Annotated in this window: 20 protein-coding genes and 1 tRNA gene; 14 read left to right on the top strand and 7 right to left on the bottom strand. The window is 67.4% G+C overall.

Going from position 1 to position 19,513, the window contains the following annotated elements; translation table 11 throughout:
* The 3 genes from ACIA5H_RS18970 (at position 1) to ACIA5H_RS18960 (ending at position 2,323) form a co-directional block, all read left to right on the top strand.
* Positions 1–243 (top strand): hypothetical protein, encoded by a 243-nt coding sequence (locus ACIA5H_RS18970; protein ID WP_397076928.1) that lies wholly within the window; start codon positions 1–3, stop codon positions 241–243.
* Positions 244–368: 125 nt separating this feature from the next.
* Positions 369–1,751, top strand: a complete 1,383-nt coding sequence (locus tag ACIA5H_RS18965) for a hypothetical protein (protein ID WP_397076927.1) — start codon at positions 369–371, stop codon at positions 1,749–1,751.
* A 143-nt stretch (positions 1,752–1,894) separates the two neighbouring features.
* Positions 1,895–2,323 carry an ester cyclase gene (locus ACIA5H_RS18960; protein ID WP_397076926.1) on the top strand — a complete coding sequence of 143 codons (429 nt, stop codon included), beginning with the start codon at positions 1,895–1,897 and terminating at the stop codon, positions 2,321–2,323.
* Positions 2,324–2,418: 95 nt separating this feature from the next.
* On the opposite strand, the gene ACIA5H_RS18955 is transcribed toward ACIA5H_RS18960, so the two are convergent.
* Positions 2,419–2,501 (bottom strand) — tRNA-Leu (locus tag ACIA5H_RS18955).
* Positions 2,502–2,726: 225 nt separating this feature from the next.
* Between ACIA5H_RS18955 and ACIA5H_RS18950 the strand changes: the two genes are divergently transcribed.
* The 8 genes from ACIA5H_RS18950 (at position 2,727) to ACIA5H_RS18915 (ending at position 13,253) form a co-directional block, all read left to right on the top strand.
* Complete coding sequence (locus ACIA5H_RS18950) at positions 2,727–4,127, top strand: FhaA domain-containing protein (protein WP_397076925.1); 1,401 nt, start codon at positions 2,727–2,729, stop codon at positions 4,125–4,127.
* A gap of 205 nt (positions 4,128–4,332) precedes the next feature.
* The gene (locus ACIA5H_RS18945; RefSeq protein ID WP_014980860.1) at positions 4,333–4,800 is read left to right on the top strand and encodes an FHA domain-containing protein; all 468 of its coding nucleotides are present in this window, start codon (positions 4,333–4,335) and stop codon (positions 4,798–4,800) included.
* Positions 4,797–6,323 carry a PP2C family protein-serine/threonine phosphatase gene (locus tag ACIA5H_RS18940; RefSeq protein ID WP_397076924.1) on the top strand — a complete coding sequence of 509 codons (1,527 nt, stop codon included), beginning with the start codon at positions 4,797–4,799 and terminating at the stop codon, positions 6,321–6,323. Before ACIA5H_RS18945 ends, ACIA5H_RS18940 begins: the two co-directional genes overlap by 4 nt.
* Positions 6,323–7,807: an FtsW/RodA/SpoVE family cell cycle protein gene (locus ACIA5H_RS18935; RefSeq protein WP_379249675.1), complete on the top strand. Its 1,485-nt coding sequence runs from the start codon at positions 6,323–6,325 to the stop codon at positions 7,805–7,807. Before ACIA5H_RS18940 ends, ACIA5H_RS18935 begins: the two co-directional genes overlap by 1 nt.
* The gene (locus tag ACIA5H_RS18930; RefSeq protein WP_355073384.1) at positions 7,804–9,270 is read left to right on the top strand and encodes a penicillin-binding protein 2; all 1,467 of its coding nucleotides are present in this window, start codon (positions 7,804–7,806) and stop codon (positions 9,268–9,270) included. Before ACIA5H_RS18935 ends, ACIA5H_RS18930 begins: the two co-directional genes overlap by 4 nt.
* A 37-nt stretch (positions 9,271–9,307) precedes the next feature.
* Positions 9,308–10,828, top strand: coding sequence for a protein kinase (locus tag ACIA5H_RS18925; protein ID WP_397076923.1), 1,521 nt, complete (start codon positions 9,308–9,310; stop codon positions 10,826–10,828).
* Positions 10,825–12,726 (top strand): Stk1 family PASTA domain-containing Ser/Thr kinase, encoded by a 1,902-nt coding sequence (gene pknB / locus ACIA5H_RS18920; RefSeq protein WP_355073387.1) that lies wholly within the window; start codon positions 10,825–10,827, stop codon positions 12,724–12,726. The genes ACIA5H_RS18925 and pknB overlap by 4 nt, the downstream gene beginning before the upstream one ends.
* A gap of 107 nt (positions 12,727–12,833) precedes the next feature.
* A complete protein-coding gene (locus tag ACIA5H_RS18915; RefSeq protein WP_355073389.1) occupies positions 12,834–13,253 on the top strand; it encodes a CBS domain-containing protein in 420 nt (139 codons plus the stop codon).
* Positions 13,254–13,463: 210 nt separating this feature from the next.
* On the opposite strand, the gene ACIA5H_RS18910 is transcribed toward ACIA5H_RS18915, so the two are convergent.
* Positions 13,464–14,144: a RibD family protein gene (locus tag ACIA5H_RS18910; protein ID WP_397076922.1), complete on the bottom strand. Its 681-nt coding sequence runs from the start codon at positions 14,142–14,144 to the stop codon at positions 13,464–13,466.
* On the bottom strand, positions 14,141–14,785 hold the full coding sequence (locus tag ACIA5H_RS18905) for an aminodeoxychorismate/anthranilate synthase component II (RefSeq protein WP_355073392.1): 645 nt from the start codon (positions 14,783–14,785) through the stop codon (positions 14,141–14,143). Before ACIA5H_RS18905 ends, ACIA5H_RS18910 begins: the two co-directional genes overlap by 4 nt.
* A 97-nt stretch (positions 14,786–14,882) precedes the next feature.
* Between ACIA5H_RS18905 and crgA the strand changes: the two genes are divergently transcribed.
* Positions 14,883–15,146, top strand: a complete 264-nt coding sequence (crgA, locus tag ACIA5H_RS18900) for a cell division protein CrgA (RefSeq protein WP_039803465.1) — start codon at positions 14,883–14,885, stop codon at positions 15,144–15,146.
* 89 nt (positions 15,147–15,235) lie between these two features.
* Positions 15,236–15,721: a PH domain-containing protein gene (locus ACIA5H_RS18895; protein ID WP_379249668.1), complete on the top strand. Its 486-nt coding sequence runs from the start codon at positions 15,236–15,238 to the stop codon at positions 15,719–15,721.
* A gap of 66 nt (positions 15,722–15,787) precedes the next feature.
* On the opposite strand, the gene ACIA5H_RS18890 is transcribed toward ACIA5H_RS18895, so the two are convergent.
* On the bottom strand, positions 15,788–16,660 hold the full coding sequence (locus ACIA5H_RS18890; protein ID WP_397076921.1) for a rhomboid family intramembrane serine protease: 873 nt from the start codon (positions 16,658–16,660) through the stop codon (positions 15,788–15,790).
* Between the two features lie 4 nt (positions 16,661–16,664).
* A complete protein-coding gene (locus ACIA5H_RS18885) occupies positions 16,665–17,192 on the bottom strand; it encodes a peptidylprolyl isomerase (RefSeq protein ID WP_356963240.1) in 528 nt (175 codons plus the stop codon).
* A 106-nt stretch (positions 17,193–17,298) separates the two neighbouring features.
* Between ACIA5H_RS18885 and ACIA5H_RS18880 the strand changes: the two genes are divergently transcribed.
* On the top strand, positions 17,299–17,511 hold the full coding sequence (locus tag ACIA5H_RS18880; protein ID WP_355073399.1) for a hypothetical protein: 213 nt from the start codon (positions 17,299–17,301) through the stop codon (positions 17,509–17,511).
* A 15-nt stretch (positions 17,512–17,526) separates the two neighbouring features.
* Here the strand turns inward: ACIA5H_RS18880 and ACIA5H_RS18875 are convergent, their stop codons facing one another.
* Both ACIA5H_RS18875 and ACIA5H_RS18870 read right to left on the bottom strand, forming a co-directional pair.
* Positions 17,527–18,375: an ABC transporter permease gene (locus ACIA5H_RS18875; protein ID WP_355073401.1), complete on the bottom strand. Its 849-nt coding sequence runs from the start codon at positions 18,373–18,375 to the stop codon at positions 17,527–17,529.
* The gene (locus tag ACIA5H_RS18870) at positions 18,372–19,373 is read right to left on the bottom strand and encodes an ATP-binding cassette domain-containing protein (RefSeq protein ID WP_397076920.1); all 1,002 of its coding nucleotides are present in this window, start codon (positions 19,371–19,373) and stop codon (positions 18,372–18,374) included. Before ACIA5H_RS18870 ends, ACIA5H_RS18875 begins: the two co-directional genes overlap by 4 nt.
* Positions 19,374–19,513 lie beyond the last annotated feature (140 nt).

Genomic DNA, 19,513 nt, shown 5'->3' with positions numbered 1-19,513 from the left:
ATGGTCAGATTCGCCCAGGTCGAAAAATTCAAGCGGGTCATGAACGACACCGTCGAACTGGCGCCGCTCGCTGCCGCCGGACAACTCACCCCGCAACTGATCGAATTCATAGACACCGAATTGATCGAATTCATAGACACCGAATTCAGTGAGGCCGTGATCCAGATGCGTCAGCTGTCCGGCCACACCAACTTACTGCCGCCACGCGCGGACCTCGAGATTCTCCGTTCATGGCGACCGTGAAGAAAGGCGGAGGACACCCGTCGCGCCCGGCTATCTTCGACGTTCGCGTCGCCGGCACAGACGGATACTGCTTACCCGGCCGTGTGCGGCGCGACCAGTAGCTCGGTATCGATACGGAGGACGATGTGCCAGACGAACCCGGTGGGCTGACCGCCGAACACCCGCTTGCTCGTGCGCTGGCGGCGCACGCGCCGACGGGCTGGCAGCGGGTGGACGCGGTGTTCGCGGTCACGGTGGCGGGTGAGCTCGCCCAGCTCGTGTACACAGTCGGCGAGCAAGTGATGCCGGTGGACCCGCCGGAGCCGACGCTTGCCCTGGTGCGAGAGCATCGTGCGGTCGCCGCAAGCTCCGGTCGGGAACCGTGGTGGCGGATGACGATCGCGCTGCGGATTTCCGGCGAGATCGACGTCGAATACGACTACGGCGACGAGCCCTTCCCGGACGGTCAGCTGTTCGTCCCGGAGGCATATCGGGCCGATCTCGAGGCGTATCCGCGCCGGAAAGTACCTGTGTGGTTGGCCGCCTATATCGGCCACGGCGACCGGCAGCGGCGCACTCCACAGCAGGCCGCCGCCCAAGCGCGTGCCGACCGGGCCGAACAGGTGTGGGCGGTGCTCGCGGAGAACGAGTTCCCGCCGTTCCCGCAGATGTGGGCCCGATGGACGACCATCGCGGCGGCCTTCGTGGCCGCGAAGTCGGAATGGGGTCCGCGGATGCTGCCCTGGGTCGGCGTGTTCGAAGGCACCGCACGCGGTGGGTCGACGTTGCACGCGCTTCCGGCCGGGCGAGCCGTGTTGTCCGGCGGAGTATGGAATGCGCCGATCTTGGACGCCGTGTACAACGCGGGCGCACCGATGCCGGAGCTGTACGGCGGCGCGCCGGATTGGGTCGCCGACCCGGTTTTGAATCCGCGGGCTGCTTCGGGCCTGCTGTCCTTCTGCTACTGGTGGGAAGCGGGGCGCTGGTACCGCGGGCAGTCACCGTCCGCGCAGGAATGCGCGCCCGCGGTGCCGGGCGTGTGGACGCGGGAAACGACCATCAAGATCGTGGCGGGCCTGGTCCCGAACCAGGACGCGTCGGAGGCCATCGGAGCCTTACTGTCCGCCGCCGAGACGGGAGGGGTGACGCGAGCGGCGCTGATCGCTGTCTTCGGCGATGACAGCCGTTTCGACATCGACGGCGCGCTCTATCAATTCTCGGCCGCCGGGCTGCTGTCCACGGCGCCCGAGCCGATGCCCGCCGAACAGGCGATCAGCCGGGTACGGGACTACGTCACCGGTCGGCAGCTGGACACCACCGGATACCCGCTGGCGCAGCTGACCGCCGACCGCTTGCGCTTCGGCTGGATGGTGCACGTGCCCGCTCCCGAGAACACACCAGCCCACCGAGCGGTGTTCTATATCGCCGACGACGGCGAATTCGTGCACTCGTCGTCGACCATCGATCATGGGCAATTCGTCGCCGCGTTCGAACAGCGCTTCCTCGACCGCCACGGGCTGGTGGTCTGACGCGGCGCACTACATTTGCTGATAGTTCGCAATAAATCTTGTTGGGTATGCCCATCTCGAATGAGACAGGTTGCTGCCACGCGACGCGAGACTCGGCGAACCGCCTCGACGGTTCGCTCGACCCGCGAGGAGGAGGCCCGATCATGTCGCTGGAAACCAACAAGGCACTGGTCCGCAGGTTCTATCGGGAGATCGACGAGGGAAACATCGACGCCATGGACGACCTCGTCGCGGAGGACTACATTGATCACTCGCCGCCGCCGTTTCCCGGCATCGGCCCCGGCCGAGAAGGCCTGAAGCAGGCCTTTCGCATGTTCTGGGCCGCCACTCCAGGGCGGCACGAGATCGAGGACCAAGTCGCGGAAGGCGACCGGGTCGTCACGCGGCTGACCGCGTACGGGCGTCACACCAGGGACCTGCCCGGCATACCGGCGACCGGGCGCGAACTGACGGTGACGGGTACCGCGATGCACCGGATCGCCGACGGCAAGCTCGCCGAGAAGTGGTCCGACAAGGACGTGCTCGGGTTCTTGCAACAGTTGGGAGTGCTACCCGCGGTGGGAAGACACTGACCGGCCGGGTCGGGACATCCGTCACACGATCGACGCGGCCTTCCGACTACAAAGAGAAAGCCGCGCATCAGCACTTGATGCGCGGCTTCCGTCTGTGGGCGAAGGGGGACTTGAACCCCCACGTCCCGAAGGACACTGGCACCTGAAGCCAGCGCGTCTGCCATTCCGCCACTCGCCCGAGCGACTGGGAGACAGTATCACGGCGGCGCGCTGGATACGAAATCGCCATTTCAGAGGCCTGACCGGGGGGCTGAACGGGTCCGGGAACCTGGGGCCGTCGCCAAGAGTTACAGGTGTGGACGATCGTGGATATCATGCAATGAACGTGGTCGATTAACGACACGCCATACACGCGTGTCGTTGTTACGAATCAGGAAGAGACGCGCACCGAAGGGAGGCCGAGATGGGCATCGTTTCGCGATTCGAGCGTCGCCTGCAAGGCGCCGTCGGTGACGTGTTCGCCAGAGTCTTCGGCGGCAGTGTCGTACCCCAGGAGGTGGAGGCGGCGCTGCAACGCGAGGCCGCCGATCATGTCCAGGACCTGGGCGGCGGGCACCTGCTGGCACCCAACAGCTATGTGATCACGATCAACGCCTCCGATCACCAGCAGTTGGATGCCGACCACGACCTCACCACCCGCGCATTCGCCAAACATCTACAGGACTACATCCGCGAGCAAGGCTGGCAGACCTACGGCGAAGTACACGTGGCGTTCGAGGCATCACCTACGCTGCACACCGGACAGTTCAGGGCGAGTGGCCGCGTCGATCCCGACGCCGGACACAGAGCCAGCGCGGCTCGCGGCCCCGAATCACCGCCACAACGACCTGCACACCCGCAACCAGGAGCTGGCCCCATGACGCAGAACTCAGGCTACGACCCGAGCCGTGAGCCCGCGGAGTCCGATCCACGCAACCGCGGGTACGCTCCACCGCCTGCCGGACGCGGCGGCCCGCAGAACGGCGCGTACCGCGACGACTACGGCCGTGGCGGCGCATACGGGGCGGATTACCAGGCTCCGGACGCGCAGCAGGGTTACGGCGACTATCAGAACGGCTACGACTACCCGCAGGGTGGCCAGGGCTACGGGCAGCAGGGTGGTTACGGCGAGTCCGGCTACGGCGGCCAGCAGGGCGGCTACGGCGAGTCCGGCTACGGCCAGCAGAGCGGCTACGGCGAGCGCGGGTACGGCCAGCAAGGCTACGGCGACCAGGCCTACGGCCAGCAGGGCTACAGCGACCAGGCCTACGGCCAGCAGGGCTACAGCGACCAGGGCTACGGCCAGCAGGGCTACGCCGACCAAGGCTACGGCCAGCAAGGGTACGGTCAGCCCGGCTACGGGCAGTCGGGGTACACCGATCCGAGCTACGGCGATCAGAACTACGCCGACCAAGGCGGCTACGCTCAGGACGACCAGGGCGGCTACGGTCAGGCATACTCGCAGCAACCGGGGTACGGCGCGCAGCAGGGCTACGCGGGCGGGCAAGGCTACGGCGCCGCCCCGCAGGCCGGTTCGGGCTATTCGGCGACGCTCCAGCTGGACGACGGCAGCGGCCGCACTTACCAGCTGCGGGAAGGCAGCAACATCATCGGCCGCGGCCAGGACGCGCACTTCCGGCTGCCCGACACAGGCGTCTCTCGCAGGCACATCGAGGTGCGCTGGGACGGGCAGACCGCGATGTTGTCCGACCTCGGCTCCACCAACGGCACCCTGGTGAACGGCTCCCCCGTGCAGGATTGGCAGCTCGCCGACGGTGACGTCATCCGTGCCGGGCACTCCGAGATCCTGATCCGTATCGTCTGATCCCGTAAGCTCGCGGTGCAGGTCACGACATGGCTCTCGAGGGAATCGTCGGTCGTATCGTGATCGAAATCGACCGACGGCCCTATGATGCTGCCAACACACGCGCGGCGCCGACACCGGGGCCGGCAAGACCAGCAGGCTGGTGGGGGTGGTCGAACCGCACCTACGGCACCGACGTACACGGTCGAACAGGAGGTGGAGCGCCGTGCAGGGACTGATCCTGCAACTGACCCGTGCGGGGTTCCTTCTGCTGTTGTGGTTGTTCGTGTGGGCTGTGCTGCGCACGTTGCGCAGCGACATCTACGCGGCATCCGGCATTCGGATCCAGCCCAGGGCCGCACGCGGTTCCGCGGTGCTGCCTTCCTTCAGCCGGGGCCAGAAGGGCGCCAAATTTCTTGTGGTGACTCAGGGTTCACTCGCCGGCACTCGCATCTCGCTCGGCACCCAACCGGTGCTGATCGGGCGTGCGGACGACTCCACGCTGGTACTCACCGATGACTACGCCTCGACCAGGCATGCGCGACTGTCTCCGCGTGGTGACGACTGGTACGTCGAGGACCTCGGCTCGACGAACGGCACCTACCTCGATCGCGCGAAAGTCACCACCGCCGTCCGCGTTCCACTCGGCACGCCTGTCCGTGTCGGCAAAACAGTGATCGAGCTGCGATCGTGACACTTGTTCTCCGCTACGCAGCGCGCAGCGACCGCGGTCTCGTCCGAGGCAACAACGAAGATTCCGTGTACGCGGGCGCCCGGCTGCTCGCACTCGCCGACGGCATGGGCGGCCATGCCGCGGGAGAAGTCGCGTCCCAGTTGATGATCGCCGCGCTCGCCCACCTCGACGACGACGAGCCCGGCGACGATCTGCTCGGCAAGCTCGACGCGGCCACCCGAGAAGGCAACGCCGCCATCGCCGATCAGGTCGAGGAGGAGCCCGAGCTCGACGGCATGGGCACCACGCTCACCGCGATCCTGTTCGCGGGCAAGAAACTCGGCCTCGTGCACATCGGCGACTCGCGCGCCTACCTGCTGCGTGGCGGCGAGCTCGGCCAGATCACCCGGGACGACACCTTCGTCCAATCGCTGGTCGACGAGGGCAGGATCACACCGGAGCAGGCGCACACGCACCCGCAGCGCTCGCTGATCATGCGCGCGCTCACCGGCAACGAGATCGAGCCGACGCTGATCATGCGCGAAGCGCGCGCCGGTGACCGCTACCTGCTGTGTTCCGACGGTCTCTCCGACGTGGTCAGCGACGAGACCATCGCGAACACGATGCGCGAGGGCAGCACCGACGAGTGCGCCGACCGGCTCATCGAGCTGGCGTTGCGCAGCGGCGGTCCGGACAACGTGACCGTCGTCGTTGCCGATGTCATCGACCTGGACTACGGCCAGAGCCACCCGATCGTCGCGGGCGCCGCCTCCGGCGTCGACGAGGACACGCCGCCGCCGAACACCGCCGCAGGCCGGGCCTCCGCGTTGCGCCCGCCGCGCGCCGCGCCGCGCCGGGCCGCCGCCGCGCCCGAGCCGCCCGCGAAGAAGTCGCACCGGTTGCGCTGGATCGTGCTCGCGCTCGCGCTCATCGTCGCGGTCTGCGTGGGGCTCGTGGTCGGCTACAAGATGATCCGCAGCAACTACTACGTCGGCGCCGACGACGGTTCGGTGGTGATCCTGCGCGGGCTGCCCGGTTCCATCCTCGGTTACTCGATCCACGACGTGAATCTCGTCGGATGTGTGACCCGCAACGGGGAACTCACCCTGACCGAGCCCGGCGAGAGTCTGCCGTCGGCGTGCAAGCCGCTGAAGGTCACCGATCTGAAGCAGACCGGCCGCGAGCAGGTGGACAAGGGCTTGCCGCCGGGCTCGCTGGACAAGGCCAGGGACTCGATGACCTACCTCGCCCAGCGAGAACTGCTGCCGCCGTGCCCGGTCAAGGAATCGGCGCCGCAGCCGGGTGTCGTCCCGTCGCCTGCCGAGACCCCAGCCCCCGCGCCCAACGGCGCTCAGCCCGCACCGGCCACCGCCGCGCCCGCGCCGGCACCGGCACCGGCACCGGCACCGGCACCGGCGCCGGAACAGGGTGACGCCAGGGGCACCGAAATCAAGACACCGACGAAGTCGGAGGCTCCTGTCCCGCCGTCGAGCACGTCGCCCGCCCCCCAGACCGCGGGGGAGAACTGCCGGGTGACGGACTGATGTCCGCGCCGGCACCGCCGTCGGCTGGGGCTTTTCCCAGTCCCCCTGGCGGCTTCGCTCCCGCGCCACCGCCGAGCACCAGACGCAACGTCGAACTTCTGCTGCTCGGGGCGGCGGCGGTGATCACCACGGCGTCCCTGTTCCTGGTCGAGGCCAGTCAGGAACAGTCGATCACCTTGGATATCGCCAAATACGGCTTGGCCTACCTGGCGTTGTTCGCGGTGGCGCACCTGGCCGTGCGGCGGTTCGCCCCGTTCGCCGACCCCCTGCTGTTGCCGATCGTGGCGTTGCTCAACGGACTCGGTCTCGTGCTGATCCACCGGCTCGACCTGGCCGACCAGCAGACCGCCGCCTACAACTCGTGGGCGACCCCCTCCCCCGACGCCAATCAGCAGATCCTGTGGACCGCGCTGGGCACGCTCGTGTTCATCACGCTGCTGATCGCGCTGCGCGACTACCGCACCCTGGCCCGCTACAGCTACACCCTCGGCCTCATCGGCCTTGTCGCGCTGGCCATTCCGGCTCTGCTGCCGAGCGCGTTCTCCGAGACCAACGGCGCGAAGATCTGGATCCGGCTGCCCGGGTTCAGTGTCCAGCCGGGTGAGTTCGCGAAGATCCTGCTGATCATCTTCTTCGCCTCGGTCCTGGTGGCCAAGCGCGAGATCTTCACCGCCGCCGGTCGCCATGTGCTCGGCATGGAGTTCCCGCGCGGCCGCGACCTCGGACCGATCCTGGCCGTCTGGGTCGTCTGCATCGGCGTGCTCGTGTTCGAGAAGGATCTCGGCACCTCGCTGCTGATCTTCAGCACGGTGCTCGTGATGCTCTACATCGCCACCGAACGGGTCGGCTGGCTGGTCATCGGCGGCGGACTGCTCGCGCTCGGTTTCGTCTTCGCCTATCAATTGTTCGGCCACGTGCGGGTCCGGGTGGAGACCTGGCTGCACCCGTTCGACGACTACAACAACACCGGCTATCAGATCTCGCAGTCGCTGTTCGGCCTGGCCACCGGCGGTCTCGCCGGGACCGGCCTCGGCAGCGGCAGGCCGAACCAGGTGCCGTTCGCCAAGACCGACTTCATCGTCACCACCATCGGCGAGGAACTCGGCCTGATCGGGCTCGCCGCGGTGCTGGCGCTGTTCCTGGTATTCGTCGTGCGCGGGCTGCGCACCGCCCTCGCGGTGCGCGACAGCTTCGGCAAATTGCTCGCGGCCGGCCTGTCGTTCACCATCGCGATCCAGCTGTTCGTCGTGGTCGGGGGTGTGACCAAGCTGATTCCGCTGACCGGTCTCACCACCCCGTTCATGTCCTACGGCGGGTCTTCGCTGCTGGCCAACTACGCGTTGCTGGCGTTGCTGATCAAGATCTCCGACGCCGCCCGCGCACCCGCCCCGGTGCGCAAGAAGGAACCGGCGCCGATCGCCGACGCGCAGACCGAACTGCTGCGGCGCGATGGCGGGCGACCGGAGGCGGGGCCGCTGACATGAACACTCCACTACGCCGAGTCGCGATCGCGGTGATGGTGATGGTCGTCGCACTGCTGGCGAACGCAACCTACGTCCAAGTGATCAAGGCCGACGACCTGCGCTCCGATCCACGCAACTCCCGGGTTCTGCTGGACGAGTACGCCCGCCAGCGCGGGCAGATCTCGGCAGGCGGCACCGTGCTGGCCGGCTCGGTCGCGACCGATGACCGCTACAAGTACTTGCGCACGTACCCGAGCGAGCCGGAGGCGTACGCACCCGCCACCGGTTTCTACTCGATGCAGTACGGCAGCACCGGACTGGAGCGTGCTGAGGACTCGGTGCTCAACGGCTCCGACAGTCAACTGTTCGGCAGCCGCCTCGTCGACCTCATCTCCGGCCGCGACCCGCGCGGCGGCAACGTGGTCACCACGCTCAACCCGCTGATGCAGCAAGTGGCCTACGACCAGATGACCAGCAAGGGCTACACCGGTTCGGTGGTGGCGATCGAGCCGAGCACCGGCAAGATCCTGACCATGGTCTCCACGCCCAGCTACGACCCGAACCTGCTGTCCGGGCACGACGGTGCGCGCGGCACCCAGGCGTGGGAAACGCTGAGCGCGGATCCGCGCCACCCCATGCTGAATCGCGCCATCTCGCAGACCTATCCGCCCGGATCCACGTTCAAAGTCGTGGTCACCGCCGCCGCGCTGTCCAACGGCGCCGCGACTCCCGACGACCAGTTCACCGCCGCGCCGAACATCACGCTGCCCGGCACCAGCACCACGCTGGAGAACTACAACGGCTCCACGTGCGGTCCCAACCCGACAGCTTCGCTGTTCGAAGCGTTCCGTCGCTCGTGCAACACCGCGTTCGCCGAACTCGGCGTCAAGGTGGGTGCCGCGAATCTCAAGGACGAGGCGGCCGCGTTCGGCATCGGCCCGCACCGAGGGATCCCGATGCCGGTGGCGGAGAGCACCGTCGGCACCATCTCCGACGACGCCGCCCTGGCCCAGAGCAGCATCGGGCAGCGCGACGTGGCGTTGACCCCGCTGCAGAACGCGGTCGTCGCGGCGACCATCGCCAACGGCGGCGTCCGGATGGAGCCCTACCTGGTCGATCAGTTGCAGGGCCCGGATCTGAGCGAGCTGTCGAAGACCAAGCCGGTCTCGGTCGGCCAAGCCGTCAGCGCCGATGTAGCGTCGACCGTGACCAACCTGATGATCGCGTCGGAGGGCAACACCTCTGGAGGTAACCAGACCCGTTATCAGATCGCGTCCAAGACCGGCACCGCGGAGCACGGGAGCAACCCGCGCAACACGCCGCCGCATGCTTGGTACATCGCGTTCGCCCCCGCGCAGAACCCGAAGATCGCCATCGCGGTGATCGTGGAGAACGGTGGGGACCGGGCGCTTGCCGCGACCGGTGGCTCGGTCGCCGCGCCGGTGGCTCGCGCGGTTCTCGACGCCGGTCTTCGAGGGGGCTGAACGATATGGATGTGCGAGTGAAGGTACGGGGACCTCGATGCTGAACAACGGTGCGATGATCGCCGACCGGTACCGGCTGCAGCGACTGATCGCGACCGGCGGCATGGGCCAGGTCTGGGAAGCGCTGGACACCAGGTTGGACCGCAGGGTCGCGGTCAAGGTGCTGAAGTCGGAGTTCTCGGCCGACCCGACGTTCCGGCATCGATTCCGCACCGAGGCGAAGACCACCGCCCAGCTGAATCACCCCGGCATCGCGGGCATCTACGACTACGGCGAGACGATCGACCCGCAGGGCAGCGAGATCGCCTACCTGGTCATGGAATTCGTCCAGGGTGAGCCGCTGAACACGGTGCTCAACCGCCTGGGCAGGCTATCGGTCGCCCAGGGCCTCGACCTGCTCGAGCAGACCGGCCGTGCCCTGGAGGTGGCGCACCGCGCGGGCGTGGTGCACCGCGACGTGAAGCCGGGCAACATCCTGGTCACCCCGACCGGTCAGGCGAAGATCACCGACTTCGGTATCGCCAAGGCGGTGGACGCCTCCCCGGTGACCAAGACCGGCATGGTGATGGGCACCGCGCAGTACATCGCACCGGAACAGGCGGTCGGCGAGGACGCCACCGCGGCCAGCGACGTCTACTCCCTCGCCGTGGTCGGCTACGAGGTGCTGGCAGGCCAGCGGCCGTTCACCGGCGACGGCGCGCTCACCGTCGCCATGAAGCACGTGCGTGAGACGCCGCCCCCGATGCCGGCCGATCTGCCCGGCAACGTGCGCGAACTGGTCGAGATCACGATGGAGAAGGACCCGGCGCGCCGCTACGCCAGTGGCGGCGAGTTCGCCGACGCGGTCGCCGCGGTGCGCGCGGGCCGGCGTCCGCCGCCGCCGAGTGGTACCCATTCCGGCGCGCCCTTGACCGGCGCCACGCGGGTGCTCCCGCCGGGCCCGACCGCCGTGATCCCCTCCACGCCACCCGACTTCGACGGGGCGACGGTGCGCTACTCGACGCCCGCGGCCGGTGCGGTGGGCGCGGCGAATCGCGCGGGCACGATCGCGGCTCCGGCCACCGTGCTGAGCCGTGGCACGGCGGGCGATCGACCGCCCGGTGGCGACAAGAGGTTCACCACTGCCCAGAAATGGCTGACCGGACTCGGCATCGGCGCCGTCCTGCTCGCCGCGCTCACGGCCTACCTGCTCTTCGGTGGCGACACCAATCCGGATTCCACGCCGTCGCCGACCGCGACGGTCGCACCGAACCCGAAGCCGGTCCCGCCGGTGGCCACCACGACTACCCCCAAGCCCGCGCCAGCGCCGGTGGAAACCGAGACCTACGAACCGACCACCACCGAGCCGAAGACCACGACACCGGAGCCGACGACGACCACCGCGCCGCCCACCACCACGGCACCGAGCACGACGAAGCCGACGACCACCGCGCCCACTGCCACCGCAACGCGCCCGCGCATCCCGACTCTCGACCTACCATTCCCGGAGATTCCCGGTGCCCGGGGGCCCTCGGCCACTCGCAGCGGATCCGCCACTTCTTCGCAAGGACTGCCATGACGACCCCGAAGAATCTCTCGTCTCGCTACGAGCTGGGCGAGATCATCGGGTTCGGCGGTATGTCCGAGGTGCACAAGGCCCGCGACATCCGGCTGAGCCGCGACGTGGCGATCAAGGTGCTGCGGGCGGACCTCGCCCGCGATCCCACGTTCTACCTGCGGTTCAAGCGCGAAGCGCAGAATGCCGCCGCACTCAATCATCCGGCCATCGTCGCGGTCTACGACACCGGTGAGGCCGAGGTGGACGGCGGCCCGCTGCCGTACATCGTGATGGAGTACGTCGACGGCGACACACTGCGTGACATCGTGCGCGGCAAGGGGCCGCTGCCGCCGCGCCGAGCGATGGAAGTCGTCGCTGATGTCTGCGCCGCCTTGGATTTCAGCCACAAGGCCGGGATCGTGCACCGCGACATGAAGCCCGCCAACATCATGATCAATCGGTCCGGCGCGGTGAAGGTGATGGACTTCGGCATCGCGCGCGCGATCGCCGACAGCTCCAACCCGATGACGCAGACCGCGGCGGTGATCGGCACCGCGCAGTACCTGTCGCCGGAACAGGCGCGCGGAGAGACGGTGGACGCCCGCTCGGACGTCTACTCCGTGGGTTGTGTGCTGTTCGAAATCCTCACCGGGGAGCCGCCTTTCACGGGTGACTCCCCGGTCGCCGTCGCCTACCAGCACGTCCGGGAAGATCCGCGGCTGCCCTCGCACGTGCACGCGGGGGTGCCCCGCGAGCTGGACTCGGTCGTGCTCAAGGCGATGAGCAAGAACCCGGCCAACCGGTACCAGTCCGCCGCCGAGATGCGCGCCGACCTGATCCGGGTACTCGGCGGCCAGAAGCCCAGCGCCCCCATGGTGATGACCGACGAGGACCGCACCACCTTCATGAGCGCGGACGAGCCTCCGCCGCGGAACTACCGCACCGTCGAACGTCACGACGACACCGCAGAGCAGGACCCGGCCGAACCGAACGGCCAGCGCCGAACCGCCTACATCGCGCTCGGCGCCGTCGCGGCCGTCGCCGTGGCTTTCGCTTTGTTCTGGGTGCTGCTCGGGCCGGGCAGCAGGCCGGACCAGGTAGCCGTTCCCGATCTGTCCAACAAGTCCTCGCAACAGGCGCAGGACGCGCTGCAGAAGCTCGGCTTCACGGTGGCGATCCAGCAGAAGCCCGACGGCAAGGTCGCCACGGGCAACGTCATCGCGACCCAACCCTTGGGCGGCTCGCGGATCGACGAGGGAAGCACCGTCACGGTTCAGGTGTCCTCCGGGCCCGCCCAAGTGCAGGTGCCGAAGCTCACGGGGCTGACCCAGGAGCAGGCCGAGCAGGTGTTGAATTCCAAAGGCCTGCGGATCAACTCGAACATCGAGCGCAAACCGTCGAGCACCGCCGAGAAGGATCAGGTGATCGAGCAGAATCCGTCGCCGGGTTCGAAGGTCGACGTGGACTGGGAAGTCGTCGTCACGATCGGCACCGGACCGGAAGCGGTTCGCGTCCCCTACGTCGTCGGCCAGACGATCGACGTGGCTCAGCCGAATATCGAGGGCAACGGTTTCAAGGTCGTTGTGCAAGAGGTGCAGTCCTCGAAGCCGAAGGGTGAGGTGGTCGCCTCCAGCCCGGCCGGCGGCAGCAACGCGGAGAAGGGCTCCACGGTTACCGTCCAGGTGTCCGCGGGCGATCTGAAGATGCCGTCGCTGGTCGGTCTCACCGTCTCGCAGGCGGTGGAGAAGCTGCGCGCGGAAGGTTGGACCGGCAGCACCAGCCAGATCAGCCAGTCGCCGCAGGGAACCTTCGACGCGGGCAATGTCGGACGCATACTCAGTCAGCAGCCGTCCGCGGGCAGTTCGATCCAGAAGAACAGCGCCATCCTGGTCGGTGTGGGGGTACTCGGTCCGCCGTGATCGGGCGTGGTCACCGGTATCCAGAAAACGAGACCAACCGGTGTGAATTGCGGGAGAATGATGCTGCTCCATCCCAATCAGCGCAGCTGAGCACGAGGAGGTAGCTCATGACCACTGCCAGGGACATCATGAAACCCGGCGTTCAGTGGATCTCCAAGGACACGACTATCGAGCAGGCCGCGCGCACCATGGCCGAACTCAACGTCGGGTCGCTGATCGTCTCGGACGACAACGAACGGATGTGCGGCATCGTCACCGACCGCGACATCGTGGTGAAGTGCATCGCTCAGGGCAAGATCCCCGCGAACTGCCGGGTCGAGGAACTGTGCGAAGCGACGCCGCGGTGGGTCGATGCCAACGCCGACATCGAGGAAGTCCTCGATGAAATGGAGAGCAACCGGGTCAAGCGCATGCCCGTCATCGAGGACAAGCGGCTGGTCGGCATGATCAGCGAAGCGGACCTGGCCAGGCATCTGGACGATAACCAGCTCGGCGAGTTCGTGACCGCCGTCTACGGGCGTCCGTAGATTTCGAACCGGCGCGGAGGGCGGTATCCCACCGCCCCCTCGGATCGACCTGTGCACTTCGACAACGGTCTGCCGTCCGGCGATGCGAACTCGAGGGAGTTAGGGCGGGCAGCACAATCCGGTCGAGGTGTGGTGTGAGCCGACGCCCGGCCGCGGACGGCGGACCGTCGTCCGCGGTGCGTCGCGCCTTCGTCGTGGCACGACCCGGCGTCAGATCCGGTCGGCCTTCGGCAGATACCGCAGCACGGCGACATCGCCGACTTGCGTCACGCCCGCCAGCCGCATCCTGCGGTGGGGCGCCCCCGGGAAATCGGCCGGGTCGAGGAAGCGCGGAGCCGCGACGTCACCCACCAGGATCGGGGCCACAGCAAGGTGCAGTTCGTCGGCCAGATCGGCGGCGAGGAACGCGGTATGGATGCGGGTGCCGCCCTCCACCATGAGCCGGTCGACACCCCGGCGGCCCAGATCGTCCAACATCGCACCGAAGTCGAGTTCGGTGCCGAGATCCACCACATCGGCCAGTCCGCTCAGCCTGGTGGTGAGCTTCGCCGCACCCGCCGCGGTGGTGTAGACGAGCTTGCCGCCGCCGTGGTGCCAGAACCGCAATTCGGGATCGAGCTCGCCGCTCGCGGAGACCGTCACCTTCAACGGATACTCCGGCTTGCCCGCGGCGAGGCGGGCCGCCCTGCGCTCGGCGCTGCCGACGAGCAGTCGCGGATTGTCGCTGCGCAGGGTCTGCGCTCCGATGAGAATGGCGTCGGAGTCCGCGCGGACTTGGTCGACACGATCGAAGTCCGCCGCGTCGGACAAGTGCAACCGCTCGGGGCTCGCGTCGTCGATGTACCCGTCGATACTCGTCGCGACCGACAGGAGCACATGCGGACGGGTCACTGCAGCACCAGCGCGGCGACCTCCGCCTCCAGCGTCTGCACCAACCCTTCGGCGGGACGCTCACCGCACACGCCCAACCAGTTCGCCAGCATTCGGTGCCCGCCCTGGGTGAGCACCGATTCCGGGTGGAACTGCACACCGTGGATGGGCAAGGTGCGATGCCGCATCGCCATCACGATCCCGCTCTCGGTGCGCCCGAGCACCTCGATCTCCTCCGGCAGGGTGTCCTCGAGCACGGTGAGGGAGTGGTACCGCGTGGCGGTGAACGGGTCGGAAAGGCCGGCCAGCACGCCGGCGCCGATGTGGAAGACCTCGCTCGTCTTCCCGTGCAGCAACTCGGGAGCCCTGGTGACGGTGGCGCCGAAGGCCTCCCCGATCGCCTGATGGCCGAGGCACACGCCCAGCAGCGGGACATTTTCTTCCGCGCAGGCGCGCACCAACGGGATACTGGCGCCCGCACGGTCCGGAGTGCCGGGGCCTGGACTGATCAGAATGCCGTCGAAGTCACGGACCACCGCGGCGACGTCGGCCAGATTCGGATCGTCGTTACGCCAGACGACCGCGTCGACACCCAGTTGACCGAGGTACTGCACCAGGTTGAAGACGAAGCTGTCGTAATTGTCGACGACCAGAACACGCATGGCATCGAGATTACGTGCCCGCACGGCACCGCGTCGCATCCATTACCTGTTGGGATAGCCTAGAGACCACGACCTGCACGCCGAATACGAGGACGTCATGCCCAAGTCGAAGGTCCGTAAGAAGACCGACTATACGATCAACCCCGCCAGCCGGACGCCGGTGAAGGTGAAGGCCGGGCCGTCGCCGGTCTGGTATGTCGCCATCATGCTCGGATTCATGCTCGCCGGGCTGGCCTGGCTGCTCGTCTACTACTTGGCGGCCGAGCAGATCAGCTGGATGAACGATCTCAACGCCTGGAACTTCCTGATCGGCTTCGGTCTGATGGTGGTGGGCCTGATCATGACGATGCGCTGGCGCTGAGCGGCGACATCGCGCGGATTACAGACGTGTCATTCATGCACACCTGTGGATGAGCCTGTGGACAACTCGAGGAGCGATTGGGGAGTGCCGTGAGTTCGGAGTCCGCGGTCCCCGGCTCGCCGGACCATGACGAGCCGAGCCTGGCCTGGACCACGCCGACCTCCGCGCTCGTCGCGGTCGCCGCGGGCGGCGTCGCGTTGGCCGTCGCGGCGGTGATCACCAACGAGGCGGCGAGCCGCCTGCTCGTAGGACTGGCAGCGGCCGGATTGCTCGCCCTCGCCGCGCTCGGGTTCCGGCAACGCCCGCGACTGTCCGTGGTGCCCGGCGCGCAACCACGCATGGTCGTCCGCACCCTGACGGGGCCCGACGAATACACCCCCGAGCAAATCGTGCGCGCCCGTGTGGTGAGCTACCGCCGTCTCGGGCGGAAGATGCCGATGCTGGAACTCGACGTCCAGCACGACGGGGTGGACCGGCTGCTGATCTTCGGCCGCTGGGATCTGGGCGCCAATCCCGAGTTCGTATATCAAGACCTGGTCGAAGCCCTGCGGCTCACCCAGGACAAGACCCGCTGACGACGCCGCGGCCGGGACATTCGGCAAACCCGGCCGCGAATGTTTCACGTGAAGCGAATCCCCCTGTCAGGCAGTCGAAGTGATCGCGCCCACAGCCACCAGCCCCAGCGCCGCGAACGCCACGAGCGCCACCGCGATCCAGCCGACCGTCCGTGCCGCTTGCGGAGTGCGCACTCGCAGCCAACCCGGCAGGAACAGAATGCCGAGCGTGGCGACGGTACCCGCGGCCAGACCGCCGAGATGACCCCAGAGCGAGATGCCGGGCAGTGACAGGCTGATGAACACGTTGATGCCGATGATGATCAGCATCTGATTCGGGTTCTGCCGCAACCGGAGCAGAATGATCGTGATCGCACCGAACAGGCCGTACACCGCGCCCGACGCACCCGCCGTGAGACTGTTCTGCGCCAAAAGCATGACCCCGGCGGATCCGCCGAGCAACGAGACCAGGTACACCGCCAGGTAGCGCAGCCGGCCCAGCACCAATTCGGCATCCCGGCCCACCACATACAGCGCGAACATGTTCAGCAGCAGGTGAATGGGGCCGTAGTGCAGGAACCCGGAACCGAGCACCCGCCACCATTCGCCGTCCGCGACCGCCGGCGCGAACAGCACCCAATCGAAGAACAGCGCGGAGCCACGCTGGTTGTCCATCAGGCTCTTGGCCTGCGCCGCGGTAATCGCGTAGATCACCACGTTGATCGCGATCAGCGCATAGGTCACATAGGGTGCGGACATCCGGGGCGCTGCCGCGCCCGAGACCGTCCGCACCGGCGCGACGTCGCGCTGATCCGCGCGCAGACAGTCGACACAGTGCTGACCGACGGCCGCGGGTCGCAGGCACTCCGCACAGGACGGCCGCCCGCACCGCGTGCAGGCCAGGCCGGTCGGGCGATTCGGATGGCGGACGCAGGTGGGTGCGGGCGGCTGGGGATTCATAGTCTCATTCGATCGTGATCTTGGTGATGACGACGGGCTCCACGGGCCGGTCGTTGCGATCGGTCCTGGTGGTCGCGATGGCGTCGACGACCTTCCGAGATTCCGGGTCCACGACTTCACCGAAGATGGTGTGCTTGCGGTTGAGGTGCGGCTGCGGACGAACGGTGATGAAGAACTGGGAGCCGTTGGTGCCCGGCCCCGCGTTGGCCATCGCCAGCAGGTAGCCACGGTCGAACCGCAGCTCGGGGTGGAACTCGTCGCCGAATTCGTAGCCGGGGCCGCCGCGACCGGTCCCGGTGGGATCGCCACCCTGAATCATGAAACCGGCCATCACGCGATGGAACAGGGCGCCGTCATAGAACGGGCCGCTGTTGCCTCCGCTGGCGTTCGCGGTGGTGTAGGGAGCCGAACCGTCGGCGAGACCTAGGAAGTTGCGGACCGTCTTGGGCGCGTGGTTACCGAAAAGCGCGAGCTTGATATCGCCGTGATTCGTGTGCAGCGTTGCCACGGATGTCTGATTCGGTGAGGTCACGCCGCCCATCGTGCCACGGTCGGCGACGCGGCCGCGGAACTGGGCCGGACCGTGCTGTGAGCTGGGCCTCCTGCGCGAATCACCGGGCTGTGCATAGAGTGGTCCAATGACCTCTGGGCGCCTGCATGTCTCGTCGCGTTCACGTAATCGGCTCCTTCTCGCCGCCGCCGTCGCGTTGGCGGGTGGCGTGGCCTATCTGGCCCGCACCCGGCGGCCTCAGCCGCCGGAACCCGCGCCCGCTCCGCCGCGCATCGGATACTCCCGCAACGGCTCCACGCCGACTCCATTGGCGGAGACCGGCGTGGAAACCGAGCACTGACGAGACAGCGGCGGATCAGCGACTGACCGTCTTCTTGTACTGACGCAGGGCCAGCGGCACGAACACCACCAGGATCACCACCACCCAGGCCAGCGAGGTGATCACGGGGTGCTGCAACGACCAGGCATCCGGCGTCGGCGCGAGCGGGCTCGTGTTCCCGAACAGCTCACGCGTGGCCTGGGTCAACGCGGACACCGGGTTCCATTCCGCGATCACCCGAAGGACGGTGGGCAGTTTCTCGCTGGGGACGAACGTGTTGGCGATGAACGTGAGCGGGAAGATCACCATGAAGCTGGCGTTGTTGAACACCTCCGGCGCACGCACCAGCAGCCCCACCACAGCCATGATCCAGGACACCGCGTAGGCGAACAGCAGCAACAGGATGTAGGCCAGCACGGCGTCCAGGAACGAACCGCGGATGCGCCAACCCACGAGCAGGCCGGTCAGCGACATGACGGTCAGGCTGACCACGTTGATCACCACATCGCTGATCGTGCGGCCGACCAGCACCGCCGACGAGGCCATCGGCAGCGAGCGGAATCGGTCGATGATGCCCTTCTGCATGTCCTCGGCCAGCCCCGCGCCGGTGAAGGTCGCACCGAACACCACGGTCTGCGCGAAGATGCCCGCGATGAGGAACTCGCGATATCCGCCGGAGAGGCCTGGCACGTCGATGGCCGCGCCGAAGACATAGGCGAACAGCAGCACGAACATGATCGGCGAGAGCGTGGAGAAGATCAGGACGTCGGGTACCCGCTTGATCTTGATGACGTTGCGTTTCGCGATGGTCACACTGTCGCTGACCACTATGGACAGTCGCGCGCCCAGCGAGGGCCTGCCCAGGACCGGGGCGGTGGCGGTCATCGGATCGTTCCTTCCGTAGCTCCCAGCTCGTCGTTCGCCGCGTCACCGGCGGCGATCGCTTCCGCCTCATGACCGGTGAGGGTGAGGAAGACGTCGTCCAGCGACGGGCGGCGCAGACCTACGTCGTGGATCTGCACGCCGTGCTCGGCCAGCCGCCCCACTGCCTCCACCAGTGCCTGCGACCCGTCGGAGACCGGGACGATGATCCGGCGCAACCCCGGTTCCAGATGAATCTCCCCGTCCGCCAAACTCTTCAGCGCGGCCTCGGCCGTCGCGAGATTGTCCACGCGATCGACGGTCAACTCGATGCGGTCGCCGCCGACCATGGTCTTGAGTTCGTCCGCGGTGCCCTTGGCGATCACCTTGCCGTGGTCGATCACCGCGATCGAATCGGCGAGCCGATCCGCCTCCTCCATGTACTGGGTGGTGAGCAGCAACGTTGTCCCACCCGCGACCAATTCCTCGATCACGTCCCAAAGATCCAAGCGCGCACGAGGGTCCAGTCCGGTGGTGGGCTCGTCGAGGAACAGCACGGGAGGGTTCGCGACCAACGCGCCCGCCAGATCGAGGCGACGGCGCATGCCGCCGGAGTAACCCTTGACCGGACGGTCCGCGGCGTCGGTGAGCCGGAATCGTTCGAGCAATTCGCGCGCGCGTTCCTTACTTCGCTGCACCCCCATGTGATAAAGACGTCCCACCATTTCCAAATTCTCGAAACCGGTGAGGTATTCGTCGACCGCGGCATACTGTCCCGACGCCCCGATGCGGGAACGCAACGTCTGCGGATCGCGCAGCACATCGATTCCGGCGACCGTCGCGCGTCCGGCATCCGGCACCAGCAGAGTGGTGAACACGCGGACGGTGGTGGTCTTGCCTGCGCCATTGGGTCCGAGCAGTGCGGTGACGGTGCCTTCCGGGACTCGCAGATCGAGTCCGTCGAGGGCAACCAGCTGGCCGTATCGTTTGACCAGACCCTCGGCGACTATTGCGTCGGGCATGATTCTCCTGAAGTTGACGAGTTCGATGCGAATGAGCGCGACCCCAGGAGCCCCGGGCGCCGATCAATTCGCTGGATCGGATCACCGGCCGATACCCGGCACAGTATCGTCCCGCTCGCCGACAATTTCATCCGATTTGT

Source organism: Nocardia sp. NPDC051900, assembly GCF_044452545.1.
Classification (GTDB): Bacteria; Actinomycetota; Actinomycetes; order Mycobacteriales; family Mycobacteriaceae; genus Nocardia; species Nocardia sichangensis.
Note: the sequence above shows the minus strand (reverse complement) of the source record. Positions and strands in the feature narration are given on the sequence as shown.

What these genes read in the sequence shown, in the direction of transcription:
- ACIA5H_RS18970 (WP_397076928.1), top strand. Translation starts at nt 1, where the DNA reads ATGGTCAGATTCGCCCAGGTCGAAAAATTCAAGCGGGTCATGAACGAC.
- ACIA5H_RS18960 (WP_397076926.1), top strand. Translation starts at nt 1,895, where the DNA reads ATGTCGCTGGAAACCAACAAGGCACTGGTCCGCAGGTTCTATCGGGAG.
- ACIA5H_RS18950 (WP_397076925.1), top strand. Translation starts at nt 2,727, where the DNA reads ATGGGCATCGTTTCGCGATTCGAGCGTCGCCTGCAAGGCGCCGTCGGT.
- ACIA5H_RS18935 (WP_379249675.1), top strand. Translation starts at nt 6,323, where the DNA reads ATGTCCGCGCCGGCACCGCCGTCGGCTGGGGCTTTTCCCAGTCCCCCT.
- ACIA5H_RS18930 (WP_355073384.1), top strand. Translation starts at nt 7,804, where the DNA reads ATGAACACTCCACTACGCCGAGTCGCGATCGCGGTGATGGTGATGGTC.
- ACIA5H_RS18925 (WP_397076923.1), top strand. Translation starts at nt 9,308, where the DNA reads ATGCTGAACAACGGTGCGATGATCGCCGACCGGTACCGGCTGCAGCGA.
- pknB (WP_355073387.1), top strand. Translation starts at nt 10,825, where the DNA reads ATGACGACCCCGAAGAATCTCTCGTCTCGCTACGAGCTGGGCGAGATC.
- ACIA5H_RS18915 (WP_355073389.1), top strand. Translation starts at nt 12,834, where the DNA reads ATGACCACTGCCAGGGACATCATGAAACCCGGCGTTCAGTGGATCTCC.
- ACIA5H_RS18905 (WP_355073392.1), bottom strand. Translation starts at nt 14,785, where the DNA reads ATGCGTGTTCTGGTCGTCGACAATTACGACAGCTTCGTCTTCAACCTG.
- crgA (WP_039803465.1), top strand. Translation starts at nt 14,883, where the DNA reads ATGCCCAAGTCGAAGGTCCGTAAGAAGACCGACTATACGATCAACCCC.
- ACIA5H_RS18890 (WP_397076921.1), bottom strand. Translation starts at nt 16,660, where the DNA reads ATGAATCCCCAGCCGCCCGCACCCACCTGCGTCCGCCATCCGAATCGC.
- ACIA5H_RS18880 (WP_355073399.1), top strand. Translation starts at nt 17,299, where the DNA reads ATGACCTCTGGGCGCCTGCATGTCTCGTCGCGTTCACGTAATCGGCTC.
- ACIA5H_RS18875 (WP_355073401.1), bottom strand. Translation starts at nt 18,375, where the DNA reads ATGACCGCCACCGCCCCGGTCCTGGGCAGGCCCTCGCTGGGCGCGCGA.
- ACIA5H_RS18870 (WP_397076920.1), bottom strand. Translation starts at nt 19,373, where the DNA reads ATGCCCGACGCAATAGTCGCCGAGGGTCTGGTCAAACGATACGGCCAG.